The sequence below is a fragment of the Anaerozeibacter quisquiliarum genome (assembly GCF_051162045.1).
Taxonomy (GTDB): Bacteria; Bacillota; Clostridia; order Christensenellales; family Aristaeellaceae; genus Anaerozeibacter; species Anaerozeibacter quisquiliarum.
On record NZ_JBISDI010000010.1, the window covers coordinates 20,966 to 34,575 of the forward strand.

Below are 13,610 nucleotides of genomic sequence, written 5' to 3' on the forward strand. Positions count from 1 at the left end.
CACATAGAAAAGGTATCCGTCCGGTCGCCCTCCCTCTTCGCGGGCGGCCGGGCGGATACCTTATAAGTCGGCTACTCCGCGGCCTTGCCCATCACGTCCTTGTAATTCTCCGGCGTGACGATCAGCGCGTCCACCGCGGTTTCGAGCGCGACTTCCTCGCCCTTGAGGATCCTGATAAGGGCTTCGACAGAGCCGCGGCCCACCTGCTCTGCGGAGAAGTAGGCGGCGGCCTTCATGGCGCTGCCCACGTCCTTCTTCCACTCGTCCTTGGCCATGTAGGCGCCCAGGCCCACAACGCAGGCGTTCTTGTCCAGGCCCGCCGATTCCAGCGCGCGCAGCGCGCCGATCGTGCCTTCTTCGTTTGCGCCGGTGACCAGCCACTTGGTGATCTCGGGATGCGCGGTGATTACAGCCGCGGCCGCGATGTTCCCCTTCTCGGTGGTGCCGTCGTAGTCGGCGCGCCAGATCTTGGCCGTGTCAAACTCGGGGCACAGCTCGGTGAACTTGGCGAGTTCGCCGTCGATGCGCGGCACGCAGGAGGACACGGTGTCCATTGTCACCAGCAGCAGCCCGCACTCGGGATCGGCCACCAGGTTGTTGGCCTTGGCATACTCGGCCACCCACGCGCCGTTCGCCTCGCCGATGACGTAGGCGTTGATGCCCACCCAGGGCGCCAGCTTGCCGCCCGCGGTATCCTGCAGCGCATCGTCGGCGGCCACGACCGGGATCTTGGCCTCGGCCAGCTTGTCGACGACCGCCTGGGACAGCGTCTGGTCGGGGATGCAGGTGACGATGCCGGCCGCCTTGTCGGCGATGGCGGTGTCGATGATGCGCAGATACTCCTCGGGGCTCATCTTGGCGTCGGCGTACACAAAGGAATACCCCGCCTCTTCGGCGGCCTGCTTGGCCGCCGCGCCCTCGTCGATGAACCAGGTCTGGTCGCCGGCCTTGTAGATGCCGTAGATGACGCCTTCCGCCAACGCCGGGATCGCGGCCAGCGCCAGCACCAGGACCAAGATGAACGAAAGCAGCTTCCTCATGATACAAACCTCCCCATTCTATATCATACACCGATCGCTCGGCATATTTCGCGGATTACCCGTTTCGCTTGCTCGCCTCGAGCAGTTGGCGGGCGTGGTTGCGCTTGCGCAGGTAGTCGGTGGTCAGCGCGAAGAACAGCAGCGCGCCGCGCGCCACGAACTGCCAGAAGGAATCGACCTGAACCATGGTCAGTCCGGTGTTGAAGGCCTGGATCAGCAGCACGCCCAGCAACGTGCCGCCCATCGTGCCCATACCGCCCGAGAACGAAACGCCGCCCAGGATGACCGCGGTGATGGCGTCGAATTCAAGGTTGACGTTGGCTGCGGGTTGGCCGGAGTTCATGCGCGCGGCGAACACGATGCCGCCCAGCGCGCACATCACGCCCATCATCATGAACGCGGTCAGCACGATGCGATGCGGGTTGAGCCCGGCCAGGCGCGCGGCGTCCTGATTGCCGCCGATCACGTAGATGCTGCGGCCGAAGCGGGTCTTGGCGAGCATGAAGCCGAACAGTGAAAAGGCGATCAGCATGATCCACACCGCCAGCGGGATGCCCGCGAAGTCGACGCCGAGCGGCGACAAGTCGGGAAAGCGCAGCTTGCCCAGTGCGATGAAATTCTTGTCGGCGATGGCGATGGGCTTGCCTCCGCACAGGATGTAGGCAAAGCCGCGCACGATCGACTGGGTGACCAGCGTCGCGATGAAGGCCTGCAGCTTGATCTTGTTGACCATGAAGGCGTTGAACGCGCCGATCAGCGCCCCTGCGACCAGGGTAATCACAATCGTCAGGGGCAGGTTCATGCCCATCTGCATGAGCAGCGCGGCAAGCACGCCGGAGAACGCGGCCACCGAGCCGGGGGAGAGGTCGTTTTGCCCGGCGATGATCAGGTAGGTGTGCCCGATGGCGACCAGTCCGACCAGCGAGGAGGCGACCAGGATGTTGATGAGGTTGACGACGCCGAAATAGTTGCGGTTGAGAAAAGAAAACAACGCTGTGACCATCGCGATCGCCGCGAGCAGGATCAGCTTGTCGCCTGCGATGACGCGCCTTCTCTGTGCCTTCATGCTTGCCCCTCCTGACCTTGCTCCATCATGCCCAGTGCCAGCAGCCGATCCTCCGAAAATTGCGCGCGCTGTACCTCGCCCGCAATGCGGCGGGCACGCATGACCACGATCCGATCGGACAGGCCGATGACCTCGGGCAGCTCGGAGGAGATCAGGATTACGCCGAGCCCCTGCCGGGCGAAATCTGCGATCATGCGGTAGAACTCGGACTTCGCGCCCACGTCGATGCCCTTGGTGGGCTCGTCCAGGATCAGCACCTTGGGGCTCGTGCACATCCAGCGGGCGACGACACACTTCTGCTGGTTGCCGCCCGAAAGTTCCGCGATCAGCTTGTCGGCGGAGGGCGTGCGGATGTTGAAATCCCGGATGCACTGATCGGCCACCACCTGCTCGGCGGCGGTGTCGAGCACGCCCAGCCGGCTCGAATGCCGATCGAGCAGCGAGACGTTGATGTTGTCGCGCACGTTGAGATTGGCGAGGATGCCCTGGGTTTTGCGATCTTCGGGCACCAGCACGATGCCGTGGCGCTGCGCGTCGCGCGGGGACTTGCAGGCGATTTGCTTGCCATTAAGCAGCACCTCGCCCTTAAGCATCCGATCCGCCCCGATGATCGCGCGCATGACCTCGGTGCGCCCCGCGCCGACCAACCCCGAAAAGCCCAGCACCTCGCCCTCGTGCAATGTAAAGGACACGTCCTCCACATAATCGGAGGTGAGGTTCCTGACTTCAAGCAGCGGCTTGCTGACGGTTTTTGCGCGATCGAGTCCTTCGTAGATGTCGCCGAGATCCCGCCCGACCATCATGCGGATCATCTCCTGGTCGGAGGTGTCCGCGGTGGACACGATGCCCATGTGCCGACCGTCCTTGAAGATGGCCGCCTTGTCGGCGATTTGACGGATCTCGCTCATGCGGTGCGAGACGTAGATGATGATCTTGCCTTCCGCCTTGAGCTTGCGGATGATGGCGAACAGGCTCTCGATCTCGGAGTCGCTGAGGCTGGCGGTGGGTTCGTCAAAGCAGATGACCTTCAAGTTTTCGCGGCTGTAGGCCTTCATGATCTCCACCATCTGCTGGTAGGCGATGCTCAAGTCCCTGACCTTGGCGGCCGGGTGGATCGGCAGGCCGAAATCCTCGATGATGGCCGCAGCCCGCTCGTTGGCCGCCCGGGTGTTGATGACGCCCAGGCCATTCACCGGCATGCGCCCGAGGAAGATGTTCTCGGCCACCGACAGCTCCATCAGGATCTGCCGCTCTTGGTATATGATGCTGACGCCGGCCTCGATGGCCTCGTGCGGGTCGCGGAAGTGAACGGTCTTGCCGCCGATGCGGTACTCGCCCGAGGTGGGCTGGTAGTCGCCGTTGAGCGTCTTGAGCAGCGTCGACTTGCCTGCGCCGTTTTCGCCCAGGAAGGCCAGCACCTCGTGGCTGCGGGCCACGAAGCTCACGTCGTCGAGCGCCTTGACGCCGGGAAAGTACTTGGTGATGTGGCAAAACTCCAGGACGTCGTCCATGGGTCGCCTCCTTTCCAAAACGTGCGGCGGGCGGGATGATCCATGAATAAATCACAATCAACTTATGACAGTATACCATATTGCATTCGGATATTCTTGCGGTAAATTGCCCATGAATTTTCAAAAATTGCGGTATTTCTTTTGCACCCTGTACGGCGCGTGTGCAGTCTGGCTATAATGCTGACGAATCGGAAGCCCGGATATCCGACGGAGGTGGCGCGATTGTACGGAAATCAGGCCTATCTTTTGCGCAATCGGCGTGGCACGACCGTGGTCATCGACGCGCTGGGCGCGAGCATCCGCGGGGTGGAAGTCGCCGATCGGTGGGGCAGATTTTCAAATATTGCGCTATGCCCTGAAGAGCCGGGCGACAGCTACGCAGGGGCCACGCTGGCCCCCTGCGCGGGGCGAATCCGCAAAGGAAAGCTGCTGATCGACGGTCGCACCGCGCAACTTTCGCTCAACGACGGGCCCAATCACCTGCACGGCGGCGGCAGCCTGTCATTCGCGCGTTGGCGGGGCGAGGCGCGCAGCACGGCTGAGGGCGAGGCGTGCGCGCTGTCGATCACGGCGCGGGACGGCCTGGACGGCTACCCCGGCGAGCGGCGGTTTGAGGTCATATACGCGTTGACCGAGGACGACCAGCTCATCATACGCATGCGGGCGAGCACAGACCGGGCGACCTGGGTCAACATGTCGAACCACGTGTATTGGAACTTGAGCGGCGATTTTAGCGGCACGGTGGACGAGCACCGGTTGCGCGTCGGCGCGGACCATGTGTATCTGAACGACGCGGCGCATCTGCCAATCGGCAGGCGGCCGGTGGCCGGGACGCCGTTCGACTTCCGCGAAGAGCGGCCCATCTGGGGCGGCGGCGAGGGTGAGGACGACGAGCAGCTGGCCGCGGCGCACGGCTATAACCACGGCTTTGCGCTGAACGGCGCGCCCGCCGCGACGCTAACCGACCCCGTGAGCGGCCGGCGGCTGCGGCTGTACACCGATTATCCGGCGCTGGTGCTGTATTCGGGCGGCTTCCTGCACGAGGGCATCGCGCTGTCCGGCGGCGGGCGCGCGCGTCAGCGCTGCGCGCTGGCGCTCGAACCGCAGACGTTGCCTGGGAGCGAGGCCGCGCTGCTTCGCCCCGGCGAGGTGCGCGAGCGCACCATACGCTATGCTTTCGATGTCGATCCCCCGCGTGAGCGGTGACGGGCGCCCAGAAGGCTGTGCCCTCTGGACGCCCGTCATCGCCCACGCGGGGGAATCCGCCGTTTCGCGCTACGGCCCTTTATTCTTTATTTCCCGTACAGCGGCCCGTACGCCTTGCAGGCGCGGAAATCGGCGCCTTCGCGGTCCTGGGTGCCGAACGCATTCCAGGTGCTCGGGCGGAAGATGTCCTCGTCCGCCACGTTGTGCATGTTGACCGGGATGCGCAGCATCGAGCACAGCGTGATCAGGTCCGCGCCCACATGGCCGTAGATGAACGCCCCGTGGTTCGCGCCCCAGTTGTTCATCACCGCGTACACGTCCGCGAACGCGCCCGAACCGGTCAGACGCGGCGCAAACCAGGTCGTCGGCCAGGTGGGGTCGGTGCGCTTCTCGAGCGTGTCGTGAACCGCCTCCGGCAGGTCGATCGTCCAGCCCTCGGCCAACTGCATCACCGGGCCCAGGCCCTCTACGAGGTTCAGGCGCAGCATGGTGACCGGCATGCCGCCGCGGCTCTTGAGGTGCGACGAGTACCCGCCGCCGCGGAAGTAACCGAGATCGGCATAGCACCAGTCGGTGGCGTCGGCCATGCGGGCCGCTTCCTCGCTCGAGATTTCGTACCAGGGCTTCATGCAGGGCTCGCCCTTATCGTTTTCGCACTGGCCGCTCGCGTCCAGGCACACCGCGCCCGAGTTGATCAGGTGGATGAAGCCGTTCGCAGCCGCGCCTTCGGGCTTCCAGCCGCTGACGCGCTCGATCGCCTCGGGGCTCCAATAGGTGCGCACGTCGGCAAAGCCCGGCGCGATGTTGGTGAGCAACTTCGCCATCAGCATCGACAGGCCGTTCAGGTGGTCGTTCTCGGTCGCCACCGGCAACGGCTCGCGGATGCCGGTCCAGTCAAAGCTCGAGGACAGGATCGATTCCATGAAGTCGCCGTTGGGGAAGTGGTCGTTCCACTGGCGCTGGCCCTGGAAGCCCGCGAGGATCGCATTGTGGCCTACGGCTTCTTCCTTGAAGCCCAGTTCGGCCAGGCGCGGGTTGCCCGTCATCATGTCCTTGGCGATGATCGCCATCTTTACGTTGGTCTCAAGGCACCAGCGCTTGCGCTGATCGTCGTGCTGCAGATGCTCGGGGTTCTTGTCCCAGCCGAGCTTCAGGTTCTCGTCGACCCACGCCATCGCGCGCTTGAATTCCTCGGGATCGTACACGCCTTCCTCCCAGCGGCGCAGGAATTCGACCGATTCCACCGATTCGCTGCGCATGCCGAAGTACTGCTCGAGCAGAGCGGGGTTGACGATCGAGCCGGCGATGCCCATCGAGGTGCCGCCCATCGACAGGTAGCTCTTGCCGCGCATCGAGGCCACAGCCAGGCCCGCCTTGGCGAAGCGAAGCAGCTTTTCCTTGACGTCTTCCGGGATCTCGCCGGCCATGTCCGCGTCCTGCACGTCGTGGCCGTAGATACCGAACGCCGGGATGCCCTTCTGCGCGTGCGCCGCCAGCACCGCGGCCAGGTAGACCGCGCCCGGGCGCTCGGTGCCGTTGAAGCCCCAGATCGCCTTCGGGGTGGTCGGATCCATGTCCATGGTCTCGGAGCCATAGCACCAGCAGGGCGTCACGCTGATCGACACGCCCACGCCCTCGCGGCGGAACTTCTCCGCGCAGGCGGCGGCCTCGGCCACGCGGCCGATCGTGGTGTCGGCGATGACGCACTCGACCGGCAGCCCGCAGGCGTGCTTGAGGTTCTGCTCCAAAAAGTCCTTGGCGGCGAGCGCCAGCGTCATGGTCTGCGCTTCCAGGCCCTCGCGTACGAGCAGCGCGCCGCGGCGGCCGTCGATGCACGGGCGAATGCCGATCTTGGGCAAATCGCCCACCATGCGGTTCCTCGGCTGGGTCTCTGGGAATGCCTTCGAATTGGCCATCGTCAATTACCTCCTGCACATGGTTTGCGGATGGGATCACGAAACGTTCCGCGTTGCGCCTTCATTATACGACGAATCGGAGGTTTGCGCAAGGCTCTGGGCAAAATTCCACGCTCAGGCGGCGCTTGTTGTCACCGTCGGATGTGTGCTATAATAACCGGCAACGCGGCATTTACGCCCGGTCGCCCCGCATACGCTGAACCGGCGAGTTCGCATGAAGGGGAGGGGCGGGCGTGAAGGAGCACATCGCGGGGCGCGTGCTTAGGTGCGCGCACTACATGCTGGATTGTGGCTCCACCGTGCGCGGCTGTGCCGAACGCTTTGGCATCAGCAAAACCACGGTGCACAAGGACCTGCGGTCGCGCTTGCCGCAGATCGACCAGCGGCTGGCGCGCAAGGTGGATCGGCTGCTGAGCGTCAACCGGCAGGAGCGCCACATCCGGGGCGGACAGGCGACCAAGAGCAAGTACAGGATGATGGGGTCGGAGCATTTTCGACCCCCGTAATGGGGGATGGCCGTGAACGTGAACATCGGCGTGGACATCGGCGGGCGGAATGCGCGCATGTGCTTAAAGGGGCGGGGTCTGGTGATGGATCAGCCGAGCGCATGGGCGTTGCGCGGGGGCGGCGAAGTCTTGGGAGACGAGGCCTTCGCGCTGCTGGGGCGGGAGCCGAGGGGGCTGCAAGTGGTGTTTCCGCTTGCGGGCGGTGCGGTCGCGCACGAGGAGGCGCTGTTCGGCTGGCTCGGGCACCTCGTCCGGCGGGCCGCGTCCGTCGGCCTCACGCATCGGCCCCGGCTGCTGATCGCGCGCGCACCCTCGATGCCGCCGACCCAGATGAAGCGGCTGGTCGCCATGGCGCTGGACGCGGGCGCGCTCTCCTGCGCGCTGGTGCGCTCGGACATGTGCGCGGCGCTGGGTGCGGGGCTCGGCATCGCCGCGCCCCGGGGGAACCTGGTGATCGACGTGGGCGCAAGCTTTGTCGCCGCGGCGCTGATCGTGCTGAACACGGTCGTCGCCTCGGACAGCCTGCCGCTCGGCATGGCGGGCGTAGACGAGGCCATCGTGCGGATGCTTTCATCGCGCTACGCGCTGCATGTGGGTCCGCGAACGGCCGAGGAGGTCAAGATGTCGCTGGCGAGCGCCGCGCGCGGGGCCGAGCTGGTCGAGCAGGTGGCGGGCTTGGACGGCGAGAGCGGCTTTCCGCGCACCGTGCAGGTGGCGATTGCGGACGTCGTGCAGGTCGTCGAGCCGCTGCTCGAGCCGATCGTACAGCTGGCCGAGCGGATGATGCGCCTGGCCGGGCACGAGATGATGATCGACCTGATGGACGGAGGCATCGCGCTGACCGGCGGCGGCGCGCAGGTGTACGGGCTGGACCGGATGATCGCCGAGCGCACCGGCGTGCCCTGCCGCGTGGCCGACGCGCCGGCGCTGGCGACGGCACGGGGACTCGCGGTCATCTTGGATCATCCCGACGAATATGACCGCCTGGGCGAGGCGCATCAGACGATCCTCGAAAAGCGCTTGCCGGGCGCGAGGCGCTGAGCGGGTGGAGGCGCGGGACGGTGCGCTGTGGGTGTGGACGAAAAACGACGGCGGCGACGCGGTGCGCCTGGCCGTCCGGGCGTACATGATCCGCCGGGCTCGCGCGGCGGTAACGGCGCGGCTCGAGCACTTCATCCCGCTCGTCGGGCGGCGGCCCGCGCGCGTGACCATCCGGGAGCAGCGCACGCGCTGGGGCAGTTGCTCAGGCCAGAACAACCTCAATTTCAACTGGAAGCTGATTATGGCCCCGCCCGGGGCGCTCGACTACGTGGTGGTGCATGAGCTGTGCCACCTGCATGAATTCAATCATTCGAAGCGGTTCTGGGCGCTGGTCGAGCGTTTCCTGCCCGATTATCAGGACTGGAAGCTGTGGTTAAAGCACAACGCGAAGAGCCTGACATTGTAATATGCGCGAACGATAAAGCGAACGCCGGTCGGTCAGGACGGCGCCGCGCGTGAATATAATAAATCCAATGATCGCTTCGGGGGGCCTGAGCATGGATACGCGCGCGCAGGATATGTTGGTCCGGTTGCCGGTGGACGCGATCTGCGCGTCGGCTTGCCAACCGCGCACCCGCTTCGCCGAGCAATCGCTCGTGGAGCTGTCCGAGTCCATCCGCCAGCACGGGCTGCTGTCGCCCGTGGTGGTGCGCCGCATGGGCGAGGGCTACGAGCTGATCGCGGGCGAGCGGCGGCTGCGGGCGGTTCGGCAGTTGGGGCAGCCGCTGATCGACGCGCTGATTCGGACGGTAGACGCGCGCGAAGCGGCGCTGCTGGCCTTGATCGAAAACCTGCAGCGTGAGGATCTGCACTACCTCGAACAGGCGCAGGCGTTCCGTCAGTTGCTTCTAAGCTATGGGTTCTCGCAGGAGGCGCTGGCCGCGCGGCTGGGCATCAGCCAGGGCGCGGTCGCCAACAAGCTCAGGCTGCTCAAGCTGCCCGAACCGGTGCGCGCGCGGCTGATCGAACATGGGCTCAGCGAGCGCCACGCGCGCGCGCTGCTCTCTCTCGGCTGCGAGCAGGCGCAACTCGAAGCCGCCGAGCGCGCGGCGGCGGAGCGCATGAGCGTGCGCCAGTTGGAGGAACTGGCGCGCAAAATGGCCACGGCAAAGCCGCGCCCGCGCTACCGGCTGTACCTGCGCGACCATCGGGTGCTGGTCAACGCGGTGCTGGATGTGGTCAAGTCGCTCAATCAGGCCGGCGTTAAGGCCAGCAGCCGCGTAGAGCGTTTGGCCGATCGTATCGAAGTGACGGTGACATTACCGATCGGTTGACGCCCTACACCACCTTCTCCGGCTTGCGCTGAGCGTCTGTGATCTGCATGCCGCGCAGCCAGGCCAGGAAGCGGCGCTCGTCCATGGGCCTTGACAGGTAGTAGCCCTGTATGAGGTCGACCGGCAACGTGCGTATCAGCGCGTACTGCCGGTCGTTTTCTACGCCCTCGACCAGTACCTTCACGCCCGCGTGCCTGAGGCCTTCAGCGAAGAAGGACAGCATTTCGAGCGCGCGCGGGTTGGACTCGATGTCGTTCAGCAGGCTTTTGTCGAGCTTTACACACTCGAGCGGCAGCCGGGTTACGTAGAACATGTTGGAATAGCCCGTGCCAAAATCGTCCAGGTAGAAGCCCACGCCCTGCGCCTCGAGTGTGCGCATGATCGTCGCCGCGCGTTCCGGGTCCGAGAGGATCGTGCGCTCGGTGATCTCCATCTTGATCTGGCCGGAAGGAATGCCGTGCGCGGTCAAGATGCTCGTAACCCTGTGGAGCAACTGCGGATCGAGCAACTGCTGCGCCGATATGTTGACCGAAGCGGTGAGCGCCTTCATCTCCTTGTGCGCCCGAAAGAACGCGCACACCTTGCGCAGCACCATCCAGTCGAGCTCGACAACCATGCCGCTTTCCTCGGCCAGTGGGATGAACTCGCCCGGCGGGACCGGCGTTCCGTCCGCGTCCGACAGCCTGAGCAGCACCTCGATGCCCACGAAGCGGTCGGTGGTGAGGTCGTATATCGGCTGGAAGTTGAGCATGAACCGATCCTCGGCAAGCGCCCTCTCGATCAGCTCGTTCAGGTGCGCCCGACGGCGGAACGCGCGCATGGCTGCCCCGTCAAAGTGAAAGTGCTGCGGGCCTTCGGGCGTGATACAGCGTACCGCATACTCGAGGTAGCTGACCAGCTCGTCCGCGCCCGCAACCTCGGCGGGCCAGGCGATGTCGGCCGACGCCGTCCGCAGATGGACGATGCCGTTCATGACCGACCAGGGCGCGGCGAAGCGGACGAGCGCCTCGCTCAGCCGCTTGTCGTAGCGATTGTCGGGCTCATCCACGATGCAGGCGAAGTCCACGCTGCGCGAGCGGAACACATACTCGGCGCCAAAGAGCCGCTCCAGATACCGGCCGAACTGTCGCAGCAGGTAGTCGCCCGCGTGCCGCCCGAACCGCGCGTTGACCGCCTCGTACGCCTGAATGCGCACGACCAGCACGCGAAAGGGCGCCTTTTGACGCATGCGCTCCTCGAGCGCCTGGTAGAACGCGAGGCGGTTGTTGAGCCCGGTCAGGTGGTCGGCGTTGATGCGCCGCTGTTGCAGGGTGATGAACAGGATGAGCAGTCCGGTCATCATCGCGGTGCCGGTCAGCACGATGCCGGGCATGGCGTACTGCAAGGTCATCATGAGCAGTATCGCGAGCAGCCCCAGTTCCACCGAGCGACGGAACGCCCGCTTCACGCCGACGCGCCGGTGGATGTAGCAGCCCATCACCGCGAGCAGTTCGATCAGCACTACGAAATAGAGCGCGTTGTTGTACACCCCGCGCGTATAGCGGCCCTGCTCGTCAAAGAAGAACAGCCATTTTGTCCAGTGGTTGAGCACCACCGCGCCGAAGAACAGGATGTTGGGGATCAGTATCAACGCCTTGACCCACCCGGCCCTGCGCGGCACGCTGACGAGGTCGTAGAGATAGCGCAGCAGGTATCGGCACAGCGACAGCGCCATCAGCGCGGTCAACACAAAGTAGCCGGCCTGCGTCAGTTCGTTCAGCCACAGCGGCACCCGGATCGCGCCGCGCGCGAACAGCACGCTCAGGATGTTCGAGGCGATGGCGGCGAGCGTCATGCCCAGGCACTGATGAAAGGCGCGTGCCGGTCCGGAGGCGGCGCTGCGACCAATGAACATATAGCCGAACAGGATATACACCACCAAGAAGGCGGTGTACTCCGAGGACATGATCCACTTGCTCATGCCTTGCCTCCCCTAAGAGGATTACGAAGGCTTTCGGTCGTAATAGGGGTTCTTGCCCGTCGCTGACAGCGGGATGCCCATCGCGATGCGCGCGGCCACCGGCAAGAAGCCCAGGTCGTAGGCGGCTTCGCCCACCGAGAACATCACGCGGTTGTCGATGCGTCGGTCGGCGGCCAGCGCCACGGCGCTGCCGATCGCCAGGCCCAGGTCGTGCGTCGCGTACACGCAGGGCGCGCCCATGAACGCCTGGTTGTTGGCGCAGGCGCGCATGCCACAGTCGGCACAGCCGGAGGGCATCGGCCCGATCTCGGTCGCCACCAGCAGGCAGGCGTCCGATGCCTCGAGGTTGCCGGCATCGCGCGCGAAGTGGGCGGCCGCCCGGCCCGATGCATGCATCTCGCGCATGTGGGCCGCCAGCGCATGCAGTGTGTCGCCTTCAATAACGATGATGTGCAGCCGGTCTACGCCTTTCGCCTTGGGCGCGGTGCGCGCCGCGTTCGCCATGTCGCGTGCGACGGCCAGCACAGATTCCCGTGCAAATTCGGTTTGCGGATGGATTGCCATGTTCATAGCCCCCTCAAGTCAATTTGACCCATGCGGATGTTCATTTGATTCAGGCGGGTGCGCCCGAACGCGCCGTGGCAGTCGGAGCCCGCCGTAATCATCAGCCCTTCGGCCCGGCACCAATCGGCCAGGCGTTTGCAAAGAGACGGCGAATGAAGCGGATGGTAGCACTCGACGCCATCGAGTCCGAACGCGACGAGCGTCCGGACGCGCGCCATGATCTCGCCTTCGCCTTGGCCCCTCAACGTGTGCCCCGGGTGCGCCAACACCGCGCGCCCGCCGGCCCCGCGGATGGTTTTCACCAGCTGCGCAAAAGGGACAAACCCGGCGCGCTCGTAGGTCACGCCGTGCAGATCGTAGAGCGGCATGCCGCCGCGCAGGCTGTCGGTCACGCCGCGGCGCATCAGGTATTCCAGCGCCTTCCAGCCGCCCAGCGCCGGCGTACGCTCAAAGCGTGCGTAATCGGAAGGCGACACGCGCGTGTCGCTTTCAGACAAACGCTCGATCAGTTCGTCGCTCATCCGGTCGAGCAGCGCGCGGCCGTGCGCCGCCTGCGCGCGAAGCGCTTGATCGGGGCGCGCGCCGTAGCAGAGCAAATGAAATTGCCGGCCCTCGTGCGCGCATTCGAGCTCCGCCGCCTCGATCAGCCGTATGCCGCGCGCGTTGCACAAAGGCAAGGCCTCGCGGTAGGCGTCGAAGCCCTCGTGGTCGGTGAGCGCCAGCAATCCGACGCCGGCTTCGGCGGCCTGCTCCACCGCCTCGGCGGGGGAGAGGGAGCCGTCGGAAAACTGCGTGTGCACGTGTAGATCGACGTAGTCTTGATTATTTCTGCCCATAATAGGCGTTTGCGCCGTGCTTTCTGAAATAATGCTTGTCCATGAGCACCTGCGGCGCGGGCGCGACGCCTGAATCGATCGTATGCGTAAGCCTCCCCATGTTGCATACCACTTCGAGCACCGCCGCGTTCTCAACGGCCTTGGAGGCCGTCTTCCCCCAGGTGAACGGGCCGTGCTTGCGCACCAGCACCGCCGGGGTGGCCAGCGGGTCCAGCCCGCGTTCACGGAAGGTCTCGACGATCACGAGACCGGTGTTCTTTTCATAGTCGCGTTCGATCTCCCCGGCCGTCAGCATGCGCGTCACGGGCACCGGGCCGTAGAAGTAGTCGGCGTGGGTGGTGCCGTAGCAGTTAAGGTCGCGCTCGGCCTGCGCGAAGGCGGTCGCCATTGTGGAATGGGTATGCACGATACCGCCGATTTCGGGAAAGGCGTTATAGAGCGCGAGGTGGGTGGGTGTGTCGCTCGAGGGGTTCAGGCCGCCCTCGACGACATGGCCCGCAAGATCGAGCACCACCATCTGTTCGGCGCGCATTTCCTCATATCTGACACCGCTCGGCTTGATGGCGATGAGGCCCTTTTCGCGGTCGATCGCCGACACATTGCCCCAGGTGAAGGTGACCAGCTCGTACTTGGGCAGCAGCATATTGGCCTCAAAGACCTGCCGCTTCAATTCGGGAATCGTCATGGCGT

The 13,610-nt window shown here is 65.1% G+C and carries 13 protein-coding genes; 5 read left to right on the plus strand and 8 right to left on the minus strand.

Annotated features, from left to right (window positions below; genetic code table 11):
* Positions 1 to 71 precede the first annotated feature (71 nt).
* The 3 genes from ACH6CV_RS05925 to ACH6CV_RS05935 are packed head-to-tail and all read right to left on the minus strand — an operon-like array spanning position 72 to position 3,617.
* Positions 72 to 1,040 carry a substrate-binding domain-containing protein gene (locus ACH6CV_RS05925; RefSeq protein ID WP_456357254.1) on the minus strand — a complete coding sequence of 323 codons (969 nt, stop codon included), beginning with the start codon at positions 1,038 to 1,040 and terminating at the stop codon, positions 72 to 74.
* A gap of 55 nt (positions 1,041 to 1,095) precedes the next feature.
* Positions 1,096 to 2,106 carry an ABC transporter permease gene (locus ACH6CV_RS05930; protein ID WP_456357255.1) on the minus strand — a complete coding sequence of 337 codons (1,011 nt, stop codon included), beginning with the start codon at positions 2,104 to 2,106 and terminating at the stop codon, positions 1,096 to 1,098.
* The gene (locus tag ACH6CV_RS05935; protein ID WP_456357256.1) at positions 2,103 to 3,617 is read right to left on the minus strand and encodes a sugar ABC transporter ATP-binding protein; all 1,515 of its coding nucleotides are present in this window, start codon (positions 3,615 to 3,617) and stop codon (positions 2,103 to 2,105) included. Before ACH6CV_RS05935 ends, ACH6CV_RS05930 begins: the two co-directional genes overlap by 4 nt.
* Positions 3,618 to 3,839: 222 nt before the next feature.
* Between ACH6CV_RS05935 and ACH6CV_RS05940 the strand changes: the two genes are divergently transcribed.
* Positions 3,840 to 4,823 carry an aldose epimerase family protein gene (locus ACH6CV_RS05940; RefSeq protein WP_456357257.1) on the plus strand — a complete coding sequence of 328 codons (984 nt, stop codon included), beginning with the start codon at positions 3,840 to 3,842 and terminating at the stop codon, positions 4,821 to 4,823.
* Between the two features lie 86 nt (positions 4,824 to 4,909).
* On the opposite strand, the gene ACH6CV_RS05945 is transcribed toward ACH6CV_RS05940, so the two are convergent.
* Positions 4,910 to 6,739, minus strand: coding sequence for an L-fucose isomerase (locus tag ACH6CV_RS05945; RefSeq protein ID WP_456357258.1), 1,830 nt, complete (start codon positions 6,737 to 6,739; stop codon positions 4,910 to 4,912).
* 233 nt (positions 6,740 to 6,972) lie between these two features.
* Between ACH6CV_RS05945 and ACH6CV_RS05950 the strand changes: the two genes are divergently transcribed.
* From ACH6CV_RS05950 to ACH6CV_RS05965, 4 genes are all read left to right on the plus strand, one after another.
* The gene (locus tag ACH6CV_RS05950; protein WP_456357259.1) at positions 6,973 to 7,245 is read left to right on the plus strand and encodes a sporulation transcriptional regulator SpoIIID; all 273 of its coding nucleotides are present in this window, start codon (positions 6,973 to 6,975) and stop codon (positions 7,243 to 7,245) included.
* Between the two features lie 12 nt (positions 7,246 to 7,257).
* Positions 7,258 to 8,286, plus strand: a complete 1,029-nt coding sequence (locus tag ACH6CV_RS05955) for a rod shape-determining protein (protein WP_456357260.1) — start codon at positions 7,258 to 7,260, stop codon at positions 8,284 to 8,286.
* A 4-nt stretch (positions 8,287 to 8,290) separates the two neighbouring features.
* Positions 8,291 to 8,692, plus strand: coding sequence for a M48 family metallopeptidase (locus ACH6CV_RS05960; protein ID WP_456357261.1), 402 nt, complete (start codon positions 8,291 to 8,293; stop codon positions 8,690 to 8,692).
* Between the two features lie 91 nt (positions 8,693 to 8,783).
* On the plus strand, positions 8,784 to 9,560 hold the full coding sequence (locus tag ACH6CV_RS05965) for a ParB/RepB/Spo0J family partition protein (protein ID WP_456357262.1): 777 nt from the start codon (positions 8,784 to 8,786) through the stop codon (positions 9,558 to 9,560).
* A 4-nt stretch (positions 9,561 to 9,564) separates the two neighbouring features.
* Here ACH6CV_RS05965 and ACH6CV_RS05970 read toward each other — a convergent pair whose 3' ends face one another.
* The 4 genes from ACH6CV_RS05970 to ACH6CV_RS05985 are packed head-to-tail and all read right to left on the minus strand — an operon-like array spanning position 9,565 to position 13,605.
* A complete protein-coding gene (locus ACH6CV_RS05970) occupies positions 9,565 to 11,520 on the minus strand; it encodes an EAL domain-containing protein (protein WP_456357263.1) in 1,956 nt (651 codons plus the stop codon).
* A gap of 21 nt (positions 11,521 to 11,541) precedes the next feature.
* Positions 11,542 to 12,084, minus strand: coding sequence for a DUF2148 domain-containing protein (locus tag ACH6CV_RS05975; RefSeq protein WP_456357264.1), 543 nt, complete (start codon positions 12,082 to 12,084; stop codon positions 11,542 to 11,544).
* Between the two features lie 2 nt (positions 12,085 to 12,086).
* Positions 12,087 to 12,920: a PHP domain-containing protein gene (locus tag ACH6CV_RS05980; RefSeq protein ID WP_456357265.1), complete on the minus strand. Its 834-nt coding sequence runs from the start codon at positions 12,918 to 12,920 to the stop codon at positions 12,087 to 12,089.
* Positions 12,907 to 13,605, minus strand: coding sequence for an L-ribulose-5-phosphate 4-epimerase (locus tag ACH6CV_RS05985; RefSeq protein WP_456357266.1), 699 nt, complete (start codon positions 13,603 to 13,605; stop codon positions 12,907 to 12,909). Before ACH6CV_RS05985 ends, ACH6CV_RS05980 begins: the two co-directional genes overlap by 14 nt.
* Positions 13,606 to 13,610: the final 5 nt, after the last annotated feature.

Bases quoted from the DNA above. Each gene is read 5' to 3' on its own strand.
- ACH6CV_RS05925 (WP_456357254.1), bottom strand. From the start codon at position 1,040: ATGAGGAAGCTGCTTTCGTTCATCTTGGTCCTGGTGCTGGCGCTGGCC.
- ACH6CV_RS05930 (WP_456357255.1), bottom strand. From the start codon at position 2,106: ATGAAGGCACAGAGAAGGCGCGTCATCGCAGGCGACAAGCTGATCCTG.
- ACH6CV_RS05935 (WP_456357256.1), bottom strand. From the start codon at position 3,617: ATGGACGACGTCCTGGAGTTTTGCCACATCACCAAGTACTTTCCCGGC.
- ACH6CV_RS05945 (WP_456357258.1), bottom strand. From the start codon at position 6,739: ATGGCCAATTCGAAGGCATTCCCAGAGACCCAGCCGAGGAACCGCATG.
- ACH6CV_RS05965 (WP_456357262.1), top strand. From the start codon at position 8,784: ATGGATACGCGCGCGCAGGATATGTTGGTCCGGTTGCCGGTGGACGCG.
- ACH6CV_RS05970 (WP_456357263.1), bottom strand. From the start codon at position 11,520: ATGAGCAAGTGGATCATGTCCTCGGAGTACACCGCCTTCTTGGTGGTG.
- ACH6CV_RS05975 (WP_456357264.1), bottom strand. From the start codon at position 12,084: ATGGCAATCCATCCGCAAACCGAATTTGCACGGGAATCTGTGCTGGCC.
- ACH6CV_RS05980 (WP_456357265.1), bottom strand. From the start codon at position 12,920: ATGGGCAGAAATAATCAAGACTACGTCGATCTACACGTGCACACGCAG.
- ACH6CV_RS05985 (WP_456357266.1), bottom strand. From the start codon at position 13,605: ATGACGATTCCCGAATTGAAGCGGCAGGTCTTTGAGGCCAATATGCTG.